Origin of the sequence: uncultured Pseudokineococcus sp. (genome assembly GCF_947499845.1) — a bacterium.
Classification (GTDB): Bacteria; Actinomycetota; Actinomycetes; order Actinomycetales; family Quadrisphaeraceae; genus Pseudokineococcus.
This window is the reverse complement of record NZ_CANMPM010000010.1, coordinates 25,168-43,506: the sequence shown is the minus strand read 5'-3', so window position 1 is coordinate 43,506 and position 18,339 is coordinate 25,168. Positions and strand designations below refer to the sequence as shown.

Here is an 18,339-nt window from a genome sequence, read left to right as displayed (position 1 = left end):
CCGACCCCTCCCGGCGCCCCCGCGCTGCTCGCTGCAGGGGTGCGTCCGCTGGTGCGGCCCGGCGGACGCGCGGGCGCGGTCGCCGACCCTACGGCAGACGCGGCTCGCGGCGAGGGCCCGCTCCACCGTCCCCTCCCGGGTCGCACCAGCGACGGCGCGTCGCTCCCGGGCTCGCCCACCTCCCGCGTCGCCGGCCTCGAGGCGCTCGTCCCCAGACAGGCCCTCCACCAGCTGTGCGCGGATCTCCTCTTCACCGGGGAGGCTCGTCCTCGTCATCGGTGCTGTGGACGCTGTGGAGGACGGGACGGCGCCGCAGGTCACGTCGCGTGTCGCCCTCGGGACGCCGTGGGGGCGCCCGTCCGCCGGGTCGACCCGGGGGTGTGCACGCCGGTGCGGCCCCGGCTCTCCGTCCACGGGGGTGTGGACGCGCACGGGGGGATCTCCACAGATGTCCACAGGGTTGTGCACACCTGTGGGGAGGCGCTTGCCGGGGCCGCGGCGTCGTCGTGACCGTCGTCCGGGTGATCTGTGGCCGGGTGTCTCGTGGCCGGGTGTCTCGTGGCCGGGTGTCTCGTGGCCGGGTGTCTCGTGGCCGGGTGTCTCGTGGCTGGGTGTCTCGTGGCTGGGTGGGTGGGCGCGGGTGGCGTGCGGGGCACTGGCTACGCCCCCTCGCTGGGGCTGGCGCCCAGCACGGGCGCTCGCCCGACGTGCCCCGCACGCCACCCGCCCCCACCTGCGCGGACGTCACCGGCCGTCGTGGCGGTGGGCCTGCCGCGCTGGTCCGTGCCCGGGGCCTGGGTGGCTGGTCCGTCGTGGCTGGACCGGTGGGCGCGGGCGCCGCCCGGGGCACTGGCTACGCTCCCTCGCTGGGGCTGGCGCCCAGCACGGGCGCACGCCTGACGTGCCCCGGACACCACCCGCCCCCACCTGGGCGGACGTCACCGCCACGCGCGGCGCCCTCGCAGGCGCAGCCCCGTCCGGGCGAGCGTGTCCCGGTCGCGGCCTCGTGGGCTGCTGCCCCCGGGGGCGGTCAGGAGCGGTGCTGCTGCTTGATCCGGTTGGTGAGCTCGGTGACCTGGTTGAAGGTCGAGCGGCGCTCCGCCATCTGCTCGCGGATCTTGCGGTTGGCGTGCATGACCGTGGTGTGGTCGCGACCGCCGAACGCCTGCCCGATCTTGGGCAGGGAGAGGTCGGTGAGCTCACGGCACAGGTACATGGCCGTCTGGCGGGCCGTCACGAGGGTGCGCGAGCGCGAGGCGCCGGCGAGGTCCTCCATCGTGACGCCGAAGTAGTCGGAGGCCTGCGCCATGATCGTCGCGACGGTGACGACGCCGGTGCCCGTGTCGGTCAGCAGGTCCTTGAGCACCACCTCGGCGAGCGGCAGGTCCACGCCCTGGCGGTTGAGGTTGGCGAAGGCCGTCACGCGGATGAGGGCGCCCTCGAGCTCGCGGATGTTCGTCGAGATCTTGCTCGCGATGAACTCGAGGACGTCGTCCGGCGCCTGCAGCTCGTCGCCCGCGGCCTTCTTGCGCAGGATGGCGATGCGCGTCTCGAGGTCGGGCGGCTGGACGTCGGTGATGAGCCCCCACTCGAAGCGCGAGCGCATGCGCTCCTCGAAGCCCGACAGCTGCTTGGGCGGCAGGTCGCTCGTGACGACGACCTGCTTGTCCGCGTTGTGCAGCGTGTTGAAGGTGTGGAAGAACTCCTCCTGCGTCTGCACCTTGTTCGACAGGAACTGGATGTCGTCGATGAGCAGGACGTCGACGTCGCGGTACCGGCGCTGGAAGGCCGACGCCTTGTCGTCGCGGATGGAGTTGATGAAGTCGTTGGTGAACTCCTCCGAGTTCACGTACCGCACGCGCACGCCCTGGTAGAGCTTGGCGGCGTAGTCGCCGATGGCGTGCAGCAGGTGCGTCTTGCCGAGCCCCGACTCCCCGTAGACGAAGAGCGGGTTGTACGCCTTCGCCGGCGCCTCGGCCACGGCCACGGCCGCCGCGTGGGCGAAGCGGTTGGAGGCGCCGATGACGAAGCTGTCGAACGTGTACTTGGGGTTGAGCCGAGTGGGCTCGCTCGGACGGCCCGGGTCGCGCGGGCGCACCCCGACGGGCGGCGGCAGCTCGTCGACCGCCCGCTCCAGGCCCCCCGTCGCGGCGGTGCCCTCGTCGTCGTCCGTGGGCGAGGTCCCGTCGACCCCGGCCTCGACGCTGCCGTCGGCCGGGCCGTCGAGGGCGTCGACGTCGAGCGAGGGGTCGACCGTGATGGCCAGCCGGACCGGGCGGCCCAGCTCCTCGCCGAGGACGCCGACGACGACGTCGCGGACCCGCTGCTCGAGGACGCTCTTCGTGAGGTCGTCGCGCACGACCAGCAGCAGCGTCCCGTCGAGCAGGCCGAGGGGTCGCGTGTGGCGCAGGAAGCCCAGGTTCGAGGCGGTGATGCGCTCGTCGCCGCGGAAGCGCTGCATCGCCCGCGACCAGGCCAGGGGCAGGTCGGGCTGCTCGCCGCCGTCGGTGCTCACGCGCCCTCTCCCCGTCCGGCGCCCGCGCCGCTCGTGCGTCCCGCCCCGGTCGGGGCGGCCAGCGCCCCCGGTCGGGGGCCGTGCAGCCCCGCGACGAGGGCGCGCCCGAGCCGGACGGCGCGGTCCACAGAGTTGTCCACACCTGTGGGTAGCACACCGGGACCCGGTCGGGGCCACGCACCCCCGGGTCGGCCCCCGCCTCCGGCCCCGGTGCGACCGACGGTCGCCGGGGTGGATCCGGCACGACCGGCCGGGCCCTCGACGGACCGGCGGCGTGTCGGTCCGCGGACACTACCCCCACGAGGGGGACGATCGGGAGCCTCGTCGCGCAGGAGGTCGGGAGGACTCGCGGCGCCCCCGCAGGACGGGGCCGCGCGCGGGCGCCGGAGGCGCTGTCACCCCGCAGCGCGCCGGTGGTTTGACCGGGGGCTCGGCGCGCCCGTACCGTGCTGCGGTCTGAGCCCGGCCCACCAGTGACGCCGTCCGCCCCACCGGGGTGGCGCGCGGGAGCGCCGGAGCGCTGACCAGAGACCTCCGTGCGCTGGCCGGCAGCGCGCCAGACCCCCGTGGAGCAGACGTGAGCAAGCGCACCTTCCAGCCGAACACCCGCCGTCGGTCCAAGACCCACGGCTTCCGCCTGCGCATGCGCACCCGCGCCGGTCGCGCCATCCTCGCCGCCCGCCGCCGCAAGGGCCGCGGCGAGCTCTCCGCCTGAGCCGGCCGTGCTGCCGGCCGGTCGTCGTGTGCGCACCGCGGACGCCTTCGGGCGCGCGGTGCGCGGCGGCGCCCGGGCCGGCCGCCCGACCCTCGTCGTCCACGTCCTGATCCCCTCCGGGGCGGCGGCGGACGACGCCACCCCGTCTCCGCGTCCCGCGGCGGCGGGGTTCGTCGTCTCCCGGGCGGTCGGCGGCGCCGTCGTCCGCAACCGCGTGCGCCGTCGCCTGCGGCACCTCGTGGCCGACCGCCTCGAGGGCCTGCCCGCCGGGACCGAGCTGGTCGTCAGGGCCCTGCCGCCCTCGGCGGGGGCCACCTCCGCCGACCTGGCGCTCGACCTCGACGACGCCCTGCGCCGCGCTCGCCGTGGCGGCCGGTCCGGGGCCGGTCGTCCTGGTGGACCTCGGTCGGGTGGGTCTCGGTCGGGTGCTGGTCGGTCGGCTCCGCGGCCCGCGGGCGTGGGCGCGTGAGCGCCCCCGTGACCGACGGCGTTCGGGCCGGAACCGAGGGCTCCTCGGCCCCCCGCGGCAGCGCCGTGCGCGGGGCGGCGGACCCGCGCACGTGGCCGCGCCGCGTCCTCGTGCTCCTCGTCCGGACGTGGCAGCTGGTCGTCTCGCCCTGGTACCCGCCGGTCTGCCGCTTCTACCCGTCGTGCTCGTCCTACGCCGTGCAGGCGCTGGACCGCCACGGCGCGGCGCGCGGGGGGTGGCTCGCCGCTCGGCGCCTCCTGCGGTGCCACCCCTGGAACCCCGGCGGGGTCGACCACGTCCCACCGGTGGGCGGCCGCGCCGAGGACCCGCCGGGCGGGGCGCCCCCCGCCTGAGAGACCCGCCGGCGCCCCCCGCCGGAGCGCACGACGGACCGGCACCACCCACGCCCACCACGGCAGGAGCCCATGCTCGAGATCCTCCGCCCCATCGAGTACGTCGTCGCCTGGATCATGGTGACGGCGCACGACCTGCTCACCTCGGCCGGCATGGACCCCACGTCCGGCTGGACGTGGGCGCTCTCGATCGTGGCCCTCGTCGTCGTGATCCGCGTCGTCCTGATCCCGCTGTTCGTCAAGCAGATCAAGGCCTCGCGCGGCATGCAGATCGTCGCGCCCGAGGTGCGCAAGATCCAGCAGAAGTACAAGGGGAAGACCGACCCCGCCTCCCGGCAGAAGATGACCGAGGAGACGATGGCGGCCTACAAGAAGGCCGGCACCAACCCCTTCGCGTCCTGCCTGCCGATCCTGCTGCAGATGCCGATCTTCTTCGCGCTGTTCCAGGTGCTCAACGGCCTCAGCGCCATCGCCGCGGGCGACCGCGAACCCATCGGCCGCATGACGCAGGACGTGGCGGCGCAGGCCGAGGCCTCCAGCCTGCTGGGCGCGCCCCTGTCGTCGACCTTCCTCGGCAGCGACGACCTGGTCACCAAGCTCGTGACCGTGCTGCTCATCGTGCTGATGTCGGTGACGACCTTCACGACCCAGCGCCAGCTGATGACGAAGAACATGCCGGCGTCCATGGCCGACAACCCCATGGCGCAGCAGCAGAAGATCATCATGTACGTCCTGCCGCTGGTCTTCGCCGTCACGGGCGTCAACTTCCCCATCGGCGTGCTCCTGTACTGGCTCACGACGAACGTGTGGTCGATGGCCCAGCAGTTCTACGTCATCCGCAACATGCCCGCCCCGGGCTCGGCCGCCGAGGCGAAGCTCCTCGAGCGGAAGGCGCGCAAGCAGGGCACCACCGTCGAGGACCTGACCAAGGGCACCGCCACCGGGCCGGCCGCCGCCGGCGACGCACCGCGCGGGCAGCGCGTGCAGCCCCGGCGCAAGGACCGCCAGCGGCGCCCCGGCGAGCCGGCCGCGGGTGAGAAGCCCGCCGGCGGCACGGACGGCGGTGAGAGGAGCGGTGGCCAGAAGAAGGATGGCCCCGAGGAGGACGCCCAAAAGAGCGGTGACGGGGAGGGCGACGCCGACGGCGACGCCGCGGGCCCGGACGCCGCCCCCGCGGCGCGCCGGGACGGCGCCGGAGCCGCGGGCGCAGCCCCGGGAGGGGCGAACGGCACGGGCGCGGCGCACGCGCCGGGGCGCCGTCGCCCGACGGGCAGCGCCAGCCGGAACGGCCAGCGGGGCCGGCAGGGCTCGCGGCCGGCGGCGAAGCGGCCCTCGCGCGGGAGCTGACGCCCCCGCCCGGGCCGGCCACGACCGCCCCCGGACGGCGCAGGCGGTCCGGGAGTGCGGTCCACGGGACGGCTCCCGACGGGCGACCGGTGAGGGCCGACGGGACGGTGGACCGCGAGGTGGCGACCGCCGCGTCGATGTCCGACCGACCGGGGCACGACCGACCGGGGCAGGACCAACCGGGGCAGGACCCACGACGGTCCCCCGACGACTGCGGCGACCGCCGCGCGGTGGAGGAGGCAGCATGACGACTCAGGGCTCGACGGACGGCGCCGTGGTGGACGCGTCGGCAGCGGAGGCGGGCGAGGGCACCCACCCCGGCACCGGCGAGGAGGCGCCCACGCGCCGCGCGCGCCTGGAGGAGGAGGGCGACGTCGCCGCCGACTACCTCGAGGAGCTCCTCGACATCGCCGATCTCGACGGCGACCTCGACATCGACGTCGAGGACGGCCGCGCGTCGGTCTCGGTGCTCGAGGACGACGCCGCGCCGGGCTCCCTGCGCCGCCTCGTCGGCGACGACGGTCGCGTGCTCGAGGCGCTGCAGGAGCTGACGCGCCTGGCCGTCCAGGCCCGCACGGGCGAGCGGAGCCGCCTCGTGCTCGACGTCGCCGGCTACCGCGCCCAGCGGCGCGTCGTCCTCACCGGCCTGGCGAACGAGGCGGTCGAGCAGGTCCGCGCCGGCGGCGAGGCCGTGCACCTGGAGCCCATGAACCCGTACGAGCGCAAGATCGTCCACGACGCCGTCGCGGAGGCCGGCCTGCGCTCGGAGTCCGAGGGCGTCGCCGCCGACCGCCACGTCGTCGTCACGGCGGCGTCCTGACCGCCCCGCCGCCGGAGGACGCGGCCCCGGAGCACCTCGTCGACCGGCGCCCGCGGGGCGCCGTGGAGCTGCCCGACGAGCCGGAGGTCGCGGCGCAGGTGCTCGGACCGGGCCTCGAGGGGGCCAGGGTGCTCGTCCGCGAGCTGGCCGGCGAGGGCGTCGTCCGGGGCGTCATCGGCCCCCGGGAGGTGCCCCGGCTCTGGAGCCGCCACGTCCTCAACTGCGCCGTCGTCGCCGAGCTGGTGCCCGAGGACGCGGTGGTGCTGGACGTCGGCAGCGGTGCCGGCCTGCCGGGGCTCGTGCTGGCCCTCGCCCGGCCGGACCTCGAGCTGGTGCTCGTCGACTCCGCCCTGCGCCGCGTGCGCTGGTTGGAGCACGCCGTCGAGGTGCTCGACGCGGCGGTACCGGGCCCCGACCTCCGCGTGCGGGTGGTCCGTGCGCGGGCCGAGGAGCTCGCCGGCCACGAGGAGGCGGACGTCGTCACCTCCCGCGCGGTCGCCCCGCTCGACCGCCTGGCGCGCTGGTGCGCGCCCCTGGTGGCGCCGGGCGGACAGCTGCTGGCGGTCAAGGGCGGCACGGCGGCGGACGAGGTCGCCGCGCACGGCGGCGCCCTCGTCCGCGCCGGTCTCCTCGACCCCGAGGTGCTCACCTGCGGCGACGGCCTGCTGGACGAGGTCACCACCGTCGTCCGAGCTAGGGTCGGGGCCCGCAGCGCGCGGGCGCGCCGCCGCAGCTGACCCTCGGTCGTCGGCGCGGGGGCGCTGCCCGCGATCGACGAGAGAGGGAGGCGGGCGCGGGTGCGCACCACGACGGCACCGGGCTGGCCCGGCCGGCAGGTCGAGCAGGTCGATGGGGCCCTCGGGTGGCCGGCCGTTCCACGTGGAACTGAGGTCGTGAGCGTGCCGACGCCGCCGCACGGCCGCGAGGTGCCGGAGCCGTCCGCGGGTCCGGCGTCCGACGCGGAGGGCTCCCGGGGCACCGAGGCGGTGGCCACGGGCGAGGCCGATCCGGGTGACGCCGACCCGACGGAGGACGTGGGCGACGCACCCGTCGTCGAGCCGGCGTCGGAGCACGAGCCGGAGGCCGACGCGGAGGCGGGGGCGGGCGCGGCGGTCGCACCGGCCGCCGACGCGGCGCAGGACGCGCCCTCGCCCGCCCCGGACGCACCCGCCCCGACGCCCGTGGAGGACGACGTCGACACGCCCGCGAGCCCTGAGGACCCCGCCCCGACCGGGCCGGCGGCGCACGGGCGTCCCCCTGCCGACGTGACCGACGTCCCCCTCGTCGCGCCGAGCACCGGCGACCCCGCGGTCGCTCGCGCCGAGCTCCACCACGTCGTCGTCGACGCCGGCCGGTCCGAGGACCCGACCGATGGCTCCGGCGGTGACCCCGACGGGCCCGCAGCGCCGGAGGACGCGGACGTCCCCGCCCCGACCTCTTCGCGGGCCTCCTCCGCGTCCTCCTCCCGGGCCTCGGCCTCGCCCCCGGTGCCGGCCGCGTCCGACGGCGGCGTGGCGGTGGTCGCCGCCGGGGACGACGCGCAGAGGGCCGAGGTCGCCGGGTCGCTGCCCGAGGTGGACGACTCCACGCCGCTCGCCCGGGAGGTGGCCGACGACGCCCGACGGAGGATCGCCCTGGCCGGGCGCCCGCTCGCGCCGCCGCCGCGGACGCGGGTTCTCACCGTGGCCAACCAGAAGGGCGGCGTCGGCAAGACGACGACGACGGTCAACCTCGCAGCGGCCCTGGCGCAGGCCGGGCTCCGCGTCGTCGTCCTCGACAGCGACCCGCAGGGCAACGCCTCGACGGCCCTGGGGGTCGAGCACCACGCCGAGGTGCCGGGCCTCTACGACGTGCTCGTCGAGGAGGTGCCGCTGGAGGACGTCCTGCAGCCGTGCCCCGACGTCCCCGGCCTGCTGTGCGCCCCCGCGACGATCGACCTGGCCGGCGCGGAGATCGAGCTCGTCTCGATGGTCGCCCGCGAGACGCGGCTGCGGGTCGCCGTGCGCGGCTACCTCGAGCGCTGCGAGGCGCGCGGGGAGCCCCGCCCCGACTACGTCTTCGTCGACTGCCCGCCGAGCCTCGGCCTGCTCACCCTCAACGCCTTCGTGTGCGCCGAGGAGGTGCTCATCCCGATCCAGTGCGAGTACTACGCGCTGGAGGGGCTGAGCCAGCTCCTCAAGAACATCGACATGATCACGCGGCACCTCAACCCGGAGCTGCACGTCTCGTCCATCCTCCTGACGATGTACGACGCGCGGACGCGGCTGGCCGCGCAGGTGGCCGAGGAGGTGCGGGAGCACTTCCCCCGCTCGGTGCTGCGGACGACGGTCCCGCGCTCCGTCCGCGTGTCGGAGGCGCCGTCCTACGGGCAGACCGTGATGACCTACGACCCTGGGTCCAGCGGGGCCCTGTCGTACCTCGCCGCGGCGCAGGAGCTGGCCGAGCGGCCGACCCCGGCGACCGCGGCGGGCGGCACCTCCACGAGCCGGCGCTGAGCCGCCGCGGTGCCGCCGCGGCCGGGGACGGTCGTCGCTCCGGCGGCGACCGGCCCGGGCCGGGGCGCGAGGACGACGAGCATCAGCGACGAGCAGGACGGGCAGCAGCATGACGGAACGACGACGCGGTCTGGGGCGCGGCCTCGGCGCGCTCATCCCCTCCGGACCGGAGGGCGAGCGTCCCCGCGACGTGTTCTGGCCCGCCGCCGAGCGCGATGAGGTGGCGGCGCGCGTCGAGGGCGCCGATGGCAGCACCCCCGCGAGCGCGCAGCCGACGGCCGGGGCGTCGGACGCCGACGCGCGTTCCACGTGGAACAGCGAGGGGACGGGCGCGCGTGACGACGGGACACTCGTCGAGGTGCCCGGGATCCGGCTCGCCGAGGTGCCGGTCGGCGCCGTGCGGCCGAACCCCCGCCAGCCGCGGCAGGTCTTCGACGAGGACGAGCTGGCCGAGCTCGAGCAGTCCATCCGCGAGGTCGGGGTGCTGCAGCCCGTCGTCGTCCGGCCCGTGCCGGCCGGCGAGGCAGCCGCGGAGGGCGTCCTCTACGAGCTCGTCATGGGCGAGCGCCGGTGGCGGGCGAGCCGTCGCGCCGGGCTCGACGTCGTGCCGGCCATCGTGCGCGGCACCGAGGACGACGTCCTGCTCCGCGACGCGCTGCTCGAGAACCTCCACCGCAGCCAGCTCAACCCCCTCGAGGAGGCGGCCGCCTACGGCCAGCTGCTCGAGGACTTCGGCTGCACGCACGAGGAGCTGGCGCGCCGCATCGGCCGCTCCCGTCCCCAGATCTCCAACACGCTGCGGCTCCTCAAGCTGCCGCCGCTCGTCCAGCGCCGCGTCGCCGCCGGCGTCCTCTCGGCGGGCCACGCCCGCGCGCTGCTCGGCCTCCCGGACGCGGCGGCCATGGAGCGCCTGGCCCAGCGCGTGGTCGCCGAGGGGCTCTCCGTCCGCTCTACGGAGGAGGCGGTGGCGGCGGGCGACGCCGTCCCCGGGCCGCGGCGCTCCGCCGCCCCGGCCGCACGCGACGAGCGGGCCGACGCCGTCGCGACGGCCCTGTCCGAGCGGCTGGAGACGCGCGTCACCGTGAACGTCGGACGCCGCAAGGGCCGCCTCACCGTCGAGTTCGCCGGCCGCGAGGACCTCGAGCGCATCCTCGGCGTGCTCGCCCTCGAGGGCGTCCCCTCCGCGGACGGCGGCGGCGCGGCGTGACCCGGGCGGCGGGGGGTGGGCGGGCCGGGGCGCGGAGGGTCCCCGTGGCGGGCGAGCGCGCCCGTCGCCGTCGCACGACGGCCGCGGCGGTCGGTCTCGGCCTCTCGCTCGGCGCCTCCGCGGCCTTCCTCGGCGCCCTCCTGCAGCCGCGCCGGCGCGGCGCGGGCTACGACCCGCGACGACCGCGCTGACCGTGGGCGCCGTGATCGCGACGCCGCACGCGTTCCACGTGGAACGCGGCGTGCGGCGACGGGGGGTGGTCCGGCCGTGAGCCGGTCGATCAGCGCGCTGTCCCTCGAGCACGTGGCCGCGCTCCCTGACCCGTGCCGCTCCTGCGTGCGCTGGGAGCTCGACGCCCCGGCGGCGGACGCCGCGCGGCGGTCGGGCGACCCGGCCTTCGAGAAGGAGGCGTGGTTGTCGAGGACGCTCCTCGAGTGGGGGTCGTGCGGGCGCGTCGTCCACGTCGACCGGGAGCTCGCGGCGTTCGTGACGTACGCCCCGCCGCACCTCGTCCCGCGCTCGCTCCAGTACCCCACGTCCCCCGTCAGCGCCGACGCGGTGCTCCTCATGACGGCGGGCGTGCTGCCCGGCCACCGCGGGGGCGGCCTCGGGCGGATGCTCGTCCAGGCGGCGGCGAAGGACCTGACCCGCCGCGGCGTGCGGGCGGTCGAGGCCTTCGCCGAGGCCGGCGGCGAGGAGGGGACGGCTGCCGACGCGCCGCCACCGGGCTCCCCCCGGAAGAGCCTCGACGTCCCCGCCGCCCGCCTCGGCGGCGGGTGCCACGTGCCGGCGGGCTTCCTCCTCGAGGTCGGCTTCGAGGTGGTGCGAGACCATCCGCGCTGGCCTCGCCTGCGCCTGGAGCTGCGGACGGCGCTCGCCTGGCGCGAGGACGTCGAGCGGGCGCTCGACCGCATCCTCGCCGACCTGCGCGTACCGGCTCTGGGCTGAGCCCGGCGGGGCGAGCCGCACCGGCGCCCGCGCGTCCCGCGGGCGCGGGTCCCCTGGACGGTCCGGGGTGGTGCCCCCGCTCTCGTCGGCGTCGACGAGGCGAGGACCCACAGGGAGGCGCACGACGCCGTGGGAGCGGGTCAGGAGGGGCGCGACCGCGTCAGCGCGGGGCGACCCGGCGACGGGGGCCTCAGGCGCCGGCACCGACGACGGGCAGCAGGCCGGTCGGCACGTCGTCCTCCTCCTCGAGGAAGAAGCGGTGCAGGGCCACCGCCAGGGCCTCGGCGCAGCGGTCCCGGAAGGCCGGGTCACGGACGAGCGCGGCGTCGTCGGACGAGGTGAGGTAGCCGACCTCGACGCGGACGGCAGGCATCCGCGTCATCCGGAGCAGGTCGGTGTTCCACGTGTGCGTCCGGCAGTCGACCAGACCGGTGCGCGCGAGGAGCTCGCGGTGCACGAGCCCGGCGAGACGCGCGCCCTCCGTCGAGCGAGCGGTGGCCGAGCCCCACGAGAAGGTCGCGAGACCGGAGGCGGCGGCCGGCGGGAGGGCCTGCCCGGCGTCCAGGCCGGCGGGGACGAGCGCGTCGCAGTGGAGCGACAGGACGACGTCCGCGGCCACCGACTCGGCCAGCTCGGCGCGCTCCTCCGCGGACGGCCGCTGGTCGGCGCCTCGGGAGAGGACGGCGGTGGTGCCGGAGGCGGCCAGACGGCCCTCGAGGCGCTGGGCGAGGTCGAGGACGACCTCGGCCTCCTCCAAGCCGTGCCCGACCGCGCCGCGGTCCGCGCCGCCGTGGGCCGGGTCGAGGAGCACCACGCGGCCGCTGGCCCGCCGCCGGGCCTGCGCGGTCCGCTCGAGGTCGCGCAGGCCGCTCGCGTCCCCCCCGCCGACGGACCGGTCCAGGCGGCGCAGGGCGGCCAGCGTCTCGGGGCCCAGGACGCCGTCGACGGCGGTGCCGCTGCTGCGCTGCAGCTCGCGCACGCCCGCCTCGGTGCGCGGCCCGTAGCGCCCGTCCCGGCGGTCGTCGAGCAGGCCGAGCTGCAGCAGGCGGTCCTGGAGGGCCGTGACGTCGTCGCCGTGCAGCAGGTGGCCGGGGACGAAGCGCAGGACGCGGTCCCCGAGCCGCCAGCGGGCGCCGTCGAGGGCCCGGGAGGTCTGCGGCCCGACGACGCCGTCGGCCCGCAGCCCCCGCTCCTGCTGGAAGGCCCGGACGACCCGCTCGAGCGCCTCGTCGAAGACGTCCTCCTCCGGGTCGGCCCCGGCGGGTGCGCCGGCGCGCGCCAGCTCCTCGCGGAGGCCGACCACGCGCGGTCCGGTGTCGCCGCGGCGCAGCAGGTGCGGGGGGACGGGCACGGGTCCTCCAGGGTGTCGAGCCGGGATGTCGAGCCGGGGGCGTCGGTCCGGCGGGCGGTCGGGCGGGTGCGCGGGTCGAGCGGGTGCCCGTGGGACGGGGGCGGTCGGCGGCCGGCCCGGAGGGTGTCGTACCACGACGGGCGGGGCCGGGTGCCCCGGCGGACGACGACGGCCCCCGGCCGGAGGGCCGGGGGCCGTCGGTGGTGCGGGTGCGCTCAGGCGAGGAAGTCGGACAGCTCGCGCACGAGGGTCGGCTTCGGCTTGGCGCCGACGACGGACTTCACGAGCTCGCCGCCCGAGTACACGTTGAGCGTGGGGATCGAGGTGATGCCGTAGCTCGCCGCGATGCGCGGGTTCTCGTCGGTGTTGACCTTGACCACGTCGATCTTGTCGGCGTACTCGGTCGCCAGCTCCTCGAGGATCGGGGAGACCTGGCGGCACGGGCCGCACCAGGGGGCCCAGAAGTCGACCAGGACGGGCTTGCCGGCCTGGAGGACCTCGGCGTCGAACGTGGCGTCGGTGACGGTCTTCGTGCTCACGGGTGCTCCTGCTCTCCTGCGGTGGGGTGCTGCGGGGGGTCGGCCGGGGGCCGGGGTCAGGGGCGGTTGCCCGCCGTGCCGGCCATCTCCGGCTTCTCCTCGGTGAGGGCGGCGTCGGGCGTCGGGCCGCCCGCGTCGCCGAGCTCGGCGAGGTAGCGCTCGGCGTCGAGGGCTGCGGCGCACCCGCTGCCCGCGGCGGTGATGGCCTGCATGTACTCGTGGTCGATGACGTCGCCGCAGGCGAAGACGCCCGGCAGGTTGGTGCGCGACGAGCGGCCGTCCACGTCGATGCAGCCGTGGTCGTTGATGCGCACCTGGTCGCGGACCAGCTCGACGCGCGGGTCGTGGCCGATGGCGACGAAGAGCCCCGTCACGTCCATGTCGCGCTCGGAGCCGTCGGTCGTGCTGCGCACCCGCAGGCCCGTGACCTTGTCCTGCCCGAGCACGTCCACGACCTCGGTGTCCCACGCGAAGCGCATCTTCTCGTTGGCGAAGACGCGGTCCTGCATGACCTTGGAGGCGCGCAGCTCGTCGCGGCGGTGGACGAGGGTGACCGACCGCGCGAAGCGCGTGAGGAAGGTGGCCTCCTCGACGGCCGAGTCGCCGCCGCCGACGACCGCGATGTCCTGGTCCTTGAAGAAGAAGCCGTCGCAGGTCGCGCACCAGCTGACGCCGCGGCCCGAGAGCCGCTTCTCGTTCTCCAGGCCGATCTCGCGGTAGGCCGACCCGAGCGCCAGGACGACGGTGCGGGCGCGGTGCACCGCGCCGCTGCCGAGCACGACCGTCTTGACGTCGCCCTCGAGGTGCATCTCCGCGGCGTCGTCGAAGACGACCTCCGCGCCGAAGCGCTCGGCCTGCGCCTGCATCTTGTCCATGAGGTCGGGCCCCATGAGCCCGTCGGGGAAGCCCGGGAAGTTCTCGATCTCCGTGGTGTTCATGAGCGCCCCGCCGGCGGTCACGGAGCCCGCCACGACGAGCGGCTGCAGGTTGGCCCGGGCCGCGTAGATGGCGGCCGTGTACCCCGCCGGGCCGCTGCCCACGATGATCACGTTGCGGACGTCGTCGGTCACGCTGGCTGCGCTCCTCGCTGCTGGTGTGCTCGCTGGTCGGACGGGGCCCCGGTGGTGCGTCGGACGCCGGCGCCGGGCGGAGGCCGCCCGCGCTCATGCTCCCAGCACCCCGGCCCCGTCGGGGCCGCCGGAGGTCCTGCTCGGTCGACGCGTCCAACGCCGCGCGGGGCCGCGGCTGTTCCCGCGCCACGAGGCCCCCCGCGGTGGCCCTGCTCGTCCGGTGGCACAGCCGCTCCCGTCGTCAGCGCGGGACGACCTCGTAGTGCAGCAGCGCGTCGTCGCCCCCGCGGCACCCGAGGCGGACCACCCAGACGGCCAGCGGCGCGGACGCGGGGTCCCCGGCGTCCGTCCCGCCGGTCGCCGGCCCGTCGAGCACGAGGACGTCGGCGGCGCGTCCCTCCCACCGCGCCGTGTCCACCGCGAGGACCCGTGCGTCCGGCCGCCCCAGCGCCGCCAGGCAGGGCTCGAGCTCGTCGGCCCGCGCGAGCCCGCTGGGGGCCGTCGGTGCTGCGTCGCCGCCTCTCGCCGGCGCCGCGTCGCCCCCCTCGGCCCCCGCTCCGGTGCCGCCCTCCGCCGGGGCGCTGTCGGCCCGCCCGGCGTCCGGCCGTCCGCCGGTCGCGTCGTCGCCGGAGGTGTCACCACCGGGCCCGGCGGGGTCGTCGAGCGACGACGCCGAGCGGTCGGGCGCGGCTCCGGAGGCCGTCGTCGGCGCCGCCAGCACGGCGCGGACCTGCGCGCCCAGGGTTCCGAGGCCGTAGTCGGTGCCCGAGGCCATCACCAGCGGCTCGGCGGCGGCGGGGGCGGCAGCGAGGTCCGACCCGGCCGGGGCCCCGCGCTCCTGGAGGGGGCGCACCTGGAGGGCGACGGCCGTGCCGAGGCCGCCGACGACGACCGCGGAGGCGGCGAGGGTCAGGACGGCGCGGCGGCGGCGGGAGCGGGCGGCGCGGCGCTCCCGGGCGGCGTCGTCGGCCACGGCGCGGGCGATGCGGTCCGCCAGGTCGTCGGGCGGGGGAGGTGCGCCCGCCCCCTGGCGGCGCAGGAGGCCCCGCACGGCCCGCATGTCGGCGAGGACGCCCTGGCAGCGTGAGCAGCCCAGGACGTGCGCCGCCGTGAGCGCCTCGGGCGGGGGCGCGCCGTCCGCGCGCTCGCGGCGCTCCCGCACCGCGACGAGGTCGGCGTCGAGGAGCGCGTCGACCTCCTCCTCCGTGGGGTGGGCGCTCGGGCGGGCCTCCGACGACGTGCCGGGGCTCTCGCGCGGCTGCTCCTGCGCCTGCCCTCCGGGGCCGTGGACGTCCGCGGCAGGCTCGTCGCCGTCCCTCGGGGCCCGCGAGACGTCACCGGGGACGTCGCCCGGGGCGCCGTGGGGGACGTCGTCGGAGAGGCCGTCGGGGCGCTCGTCGTCGTCCGACGGGTCGGCGGGGAGGGGCCGGTCGCTCACGGCACCTCCTCGGGGTCGCGGGGGTCTCGATCAGGCGGACGGGGGTCGTGCGGGGCGGGGTCGTGCGGGGCGGCGTCGGGGGCCACCCGGTCGCGGACGCCGGTCCCGGCGGGCTCCTCCCGACGGGAGGCCGCCCCGCCCTCTCGGACGTCGCGCCGGCCGGTGCGGTTCCCCCCGGTACCGCTCCCGGCCCCGCCGGCCGCGGCGCCCGACCCCGACGGCCCCGAGGGGCGCGCAGGAGCCGCGGGGGCGCGGGGGTCGAGGCCGCGCTCGCGCAGGAGCGCGGCGAGCGCCGTCCGTCCGCGGGCGCACCGCGACTTCACCGTGCCCACCGCGACGCCGAGGACTCCGGCGGCCTCCGCCACGGGCAGGTCGTGCAGGTCCACGAGGACGAGGGCGGCGCGCTGGTGGTCGGGCAGGCGGTCGAGCGCGGCGCGGACGTCGACCTCGAGGTCCACGTCCGCCGCCGCGTCACCGCGGGCGGCCAGCCGCTCGACGGCGCCGCGCGGGGCGTCCCCGCCGCCGGGCGCCGGCGCGTCCAGGGGCACGGTCCGCCGCACCCGCGCCCGCCGCAGCCGGTCGAGGCTGGCGTTGACGACGATCCGGTGCAGCCAGGTGGTGACGGCCGCCTCGCCCCGGAAGCGGTCGGCGCCCCGCAGCGCCGAGACGAAGGCGTCCTGCACGGCGTCGGCCGCCTCCTCCCGGTCCCCCAGCACACCGAGCGCCACGGCCCACAGCCGCGGGCCGTGGCGGCGCACCAGCTCGGCGAAGGCGTCGGGCTCCCCCCGCACGTGGGCGCGCAGGAGGGCCGCGTCGTCCTGGTCCCTGACGTCCTGGCCCGCCGCGCCGGGTCCGCCCTCGTCGCGCGGCCCCGGGGGGCCGAGCGCGCCGGGGCGCACCGCGCTCACCGCACCTGGACGGAGGACATCTCCACGCGGAAGCCGTCCCCGACGTCGGGCAGGCGCGTGAACCACAGCATCAGGTACGGCGTCTGGACGGGCTGCGGCAGCGCGACGTCGGTGGTCCCGCCCGTGAGGTCGACGGTGGCGACGACCTGGGATCCGTCGAGGTCGGGGCCCGGTGCGGTGCGGACCTCGACCGTCCCGCCGGAGCCCGCGGTCGTCAGGGCCACGCCGCTCACCGTGGAGCCCTCGCCGAGCTGCAGGGCGTAGCCGAAGCCCTCCTTGAGGTTGCCGAGCTCCTCCGTCGTGTAGGTCGAGGAGGTCCAGGCCGTGGCCGGGTCCCCGTCCAGCGCGGCGCCGACCGAGTCGTCGCCCTCCTCGCCGTCGCCCAGGGGGTCGATCGACTGCGCGCCCACGACCTGGGGGGGTGCCGGCGCGGGAGCCGGCTCCGGCGAGGGCTGCTGGCCGTCCGCGGCCGGCGCCGAAGCGCTCGGCGCGGGGGACGACGTCGCCCCGGGCGCGGGCGCCGCGTCCCCGCCGCCGCCGAGGTCGCGCAGGACGCCGAGCGCGAGCCAGGCCGCCACCACCACGGCGACGAGGACGAGCACGAGGACGACGGCGGTCTGGGCCCGCGCCGGCCGCTCGGGCGGCTCGGCCGCGAGGGCGTCGCCCCCGCGGGGCACGCCGCCAGCCCCGTCCCCGCCGGAGAGCCCGGCGCCGCCGGCCCCGACGGAGCCCGCCCCCGGGCGGGCGGGTCGGCCCGAGCGGCCCGGGCGGGCCGACCGGGCCCCGGGCAGCGCGGAGGCGCCCGGCGCGGCGGCCGAGGCCGTCATCGCCCCGGTCGCACCGCCGCCGGCGACCACCGCGGGCGCGACCGTGCCGGAGCCGGCCAGCGCCGCCGCCGGCTCGCGCACGGCGGCCACCTCGCGGGTGCGCTCCTCCTCCGTCCGCACGTCCTGGACCTCCTCCTCGCTCGCCCCGCCGTCACCGCCGCCGGCCCACGGGACGACGCCGTCGGGCCGCGGCCCGGGCGCCGGCTCGTCGGGGCGCCGGGCGCCGGGCACGCCCCCGGCGACGAGGCGCCCGAGGCCCGCGCGCTGCGCGCCACCGGCGGGCCGCCCGTCGCCGTAGGGGGAGACCCAGGGGGCCAGCTGCTCGGCGAGCTCGCCGGGCGTGCGCGGGCCGTCCTCGTGCGGGCCGAGCGTGACGGCGCAGAGGACGTCGAGGTCGGCGGGGACGCCGTCGACGAGGTCGCCGGGCGGCACCGGGCCGTCCTCCGCGCGGGGCGCCAGCGGCAGCGGCGGGGCGTCGGCGTCCTCCAGCGCGTCACCGGCGCCGGCGGGCTCCTCGGCGCGCAGGGGGCCGGGCCAGCGGCCCGTCAGCGCGGCGTGCAGCAGCGCCACGAGGCCCACCGCGTCGGCCCGCGCGGCGACGGCGGGGTCGACGTCGCCGTCCCGGCCGTCACCGGCCCGCCCCCCGCCGCGGGGGTCCTCGCCGCGGTGGTCGTCACTGCGGTGGCCGGCCGCGGCGGCGCCGGGGGACACGTCCTCGACGACGGCGGCGTGCACCTCGACGCCGGCCACGACGACGCCGCCGTCGGCCGCGCGCAGCAGCGAGGAGGGCGTGAGGCGGCGGTGGTGCAGGCCTAGCGCGCGGGCGCGCTCGAGGGCCTGCGCGGCCTCGCCGACGAGGGTGCGCGCGAGCGCCGGCGGCAGGGGCCCACGGCGGTGCACGAGCGCGGCGAGGGTCTCGCCCGGGACCACGGCGGTGACGACGTAGGCCCAGCCGGCGTCCTCGCCGACGTCGAGGACCCGCAGCACCCGGGCGTCGTCCACGAGGGCCGCGCGGCGGGCCGCGTCGACGACGAGCTCGGCGCCCCCGGCGACGAGCAGGAGGTCGACGGGGCGGTCGAGGACGACGTCGTGGCACCGCCACGTGCGGGCCCCCCGGCGCCCGGCCGGCCGGCCGTCCTCGGCGTCCCGGCCGCCTCCCACGGGCCGCACCAGCCGGTAGCGCCCTCCGAGCACGCCGCCCTCGACGAGCGGGCTGCCTGCCTCCACCGCGTGCCACCTCCGTCGTCCGCGCGGGTCGTGCCCGCGCCCGGGGCCGCCGACGGCCCCTCGCCCCCGCTGCTCCCCGCCGGCGCCAGGGTAGGCGGCGCGGGGCGACC

General features: G+C 77.9%; 17 protein-coding genes. 10 read left to right on the top strand and 7 right to left on the bottom strand.

The window, feature by feature from the left end; genetic code table 11:
• Nucleotides 1–1,030 precede the first annotated feature (1,030 nt).
• Nucleotides 1,031–2,461 carry a chromosomal replication initiator protein DnaA gene (gene dnaA / locus Q0789_RS10785; RefSeq protein ID WP_366917721.1) on the bottom strand — a complete coding sequence of 477 codons (1,431 nt, stop codon included), beginning with the start codon at nucleotides 2,459–2,461 and terminating at the stop codon, nucleotides 1,031–1,033.
• A gap of 631 nt (nucleotides 2,462–3,092) precedes the next feature.
• Between dnaA and rpmH the strand changes: the two genes are divergently transcribed.
• The 10 genes from rpmH (at nucleotide 3,093) to Q0789_RS10735 (ending at nucleotide 10,869) form a co-directional block, all read left to right on the top strand.
• The gene (rpmH, locus tag Q0789_RS10780; protein WP_298804998.1) at nucleotides 3,093–3,230 is read left to right on the top strand and encodes a 50S ribosomal protein L34; all 138 of its coding nucleotides are present in this window, start codon (nucleotides 3,093–3,095) and stop codon (nucleotides 3,228–3,230) included.
• A 7-nt stretch (nucleotides 3,231–3,237) separates the two neighbouring features.
• Nucleotides 3,238–3,699, top strand: a complete 462-nt coding sequence (gene rnpA / locus Q0789_RS10775; protein ID WP_298804996.1) for a ribonuclease P protein component — start codon at nucleotides 3,238–3,240, stop codon at nucleotides 3,697–3,699.
• A gap of 65 nt (nucleotides 3,700–3,764) precedes the next feature.
• The gene (gene yidD / locus Q0789_RS10770) at nucleotides 3,765–4,052 is read left to right on the top strand and encodes a membrane protein insertion efficiency factor YidD (protein ID WP_366917720.1); all 288 of its coding nucleotides are present in this window, start codon (nucleotides 3,765–3,767) and stop codon (nucleotides 4,050–4,052) included.
• A 72-nt stretch (nucleotides 4,053–4,124) separates the two neighbouring features.
• The gene (yidC, locus tag Q0789_RS10765; protein ID WP_298804992.1) at nucleotides 4,125–5,399 is read left to right on the top strand and encodes a membrane protein insertase YidC; all 1,275 of its coding nucleotides are present in this window, start codon (nucleotides 4,125–4,127) and stop codon (nucleotides 5,397–5,399) included.
• A 244-nt stretch (nucleotides 5,400–5,643) separates the two neighbouring features.
• Nucleotides 5,644–6,219, top strand: a complete 576-nt coding sequence (locus Q0789_RS10760; RefSeq protein ID WP_298804990.1) for a R3H domain-containing nucleic acid-binding protein — start codon at nucleotides 5,644–5,646, stop codon at nucleotides 6,217–6,219.
• Between the two features lie 98 nt (nucleotides 6,220–6,317).
• Complete coding sequence (gene rsmG / locus Q0789_RS10755) at nucleotides 6,318–6,956, top strand: 16S rRNA (guanine(527)-N(7))-methyltransferase RsmG (protein ID WP_366917719.1); 639 nt, start codon at nucleotides 6,318–6,320, stop codon at nucleotides 6,954–6,956.
• 780 nt (nucleotides 6,957–7,736) lie between these two features.
• Nucleotides 7,737–8,714, top strand: a complete 978-nt coding sequence (locus Q0789_RS10750) for a ParA family protein (RefSeq protein ID WP_366917718.1) — start codon at nucleotides 7,737–7,739, stop codon at nucleotides 8,712–8,714.
• A gap of 109 nt (nucleotides 8,715–8,823) precedes the next feature.
• Nucleotides 8,824–9,921, top strand: coding sequence for a ParB/RepB/Spo0J family partition protein (locus Q0789_RS10745; protein ID WP_298804987.1), 1,098 nt, complete (start codon nucleotides 8,824–8,826; stop codon nucleotides 9,919–9,921).
• Between the two features lie 44 nt (nucleotides 9,922–9,965).
• Nucleotides 9,966–10,112, top strand: a complete 147-nt coding sequence (locus tag Q0789_RS10740; protein WP_298804985.1) for a hypothetical protein — start codon at nucleotides 9,966–9,968, stop codon at nucleotides 10,110–10,112.
• 76 nt (nucleotides 10,113–10,188) lie between these two features.
• Complete coding sequence (locus tag Q0789_RS10735) at nucleotides 10,189–10,869, top strand: GNAT family N-acetyltransferase (RefSeq protein ID WP_298804984.1); 681 nt, start codon at nucleotides 10,189–10,191, stop codon at nucleotides 10,867–10,869.
• A 190-nt stretch (nucleotides 10,870–11,059) separates the two neighbouring features.
• On the opposite strand, the gene Q0789_RS10730 is transcribed toward Q0789_RS10735, so the two are convergent.
• The 6 genes from Q0789_RS10730 to Q0789_RS10705 form a co-directional block, all read right to left on the bottom strand.
• Entirely contained in the window at nucleotides 11,060–12,220 is a 1,161-nt protein-coding gene (locus Q0789_RS10730; RefSeq protein ID WP_298804982.1) for an N-acetylmuramoyl-L-alanine amidase, read from the bottom strand.
• Between the two features lie 215 nt (nucleotides 12,221–12,435).
• Nucleotides 12,436–12,759 (bottom strand): thioredoxin, encoded by a 324-nt coding sequence (gene trxA, locus Q0789_RS10725; protein ID WP_298804980.1) that lies wholly within the window; start codon nucleotides 12,757–12,759, stop codon nucleotides 12,436–12,438.
• Nucleotides 12,760–12,815: 56 nt separating this feature from the next.
• Entirely contained in the window at nucleotides 12,816–13,829 is a 1,014-nt protein-coding gene (trxB, locus tag Q0789_RS10720; RefSeq protein WP_298804978.1) for a thioredoxin-disulfide reductase, read from the bottom strand.
• Between the two features lie 241 nt (nucleotides 13,830–14,070).
• On the bottom strand, nucleotides 14,071–15,267 hold the full coding sequence (locus Q0789_RS10715; protein ID WP_298804975.1) for a hypothetical protein: 1,197 nt from the start codon (nucleotides 15,265–15,267) through the stop codon (nucleotides 14,071–14,073).
• A complete protein-coding gene (gene sigM / locus Q0789_RS10710; RefSeq protein WP_366917717.1) occupies nucleotides 15,264–16,070 on the bottom strand; it encodes an RNA polymerase sigma factor SigM in 807 nt (268 codons plus the stop codon). Before sigM ends, Q0789_RS10715 begins: the two co-directional genes overlap by 4 nt.
• 101 nt (nucleotides 16,071–16,171) lie before the next feature.
• The gene (locus Q0789_RS10705; RefSeq protein WP_298804971.1) at nucleotides 16,172–18,229 is read right to left on the bottom strand and encodes a hypothetical protein; all 2,058 of its coding nucleotides are present in this window, start codon (nucleotides 18,227–18,229) and stop codon (nucleotides 16,172–16,174) included.
• Between the last annotated feature and the right edge of the window lie 110 nt (nucleotides 18,230–18,339).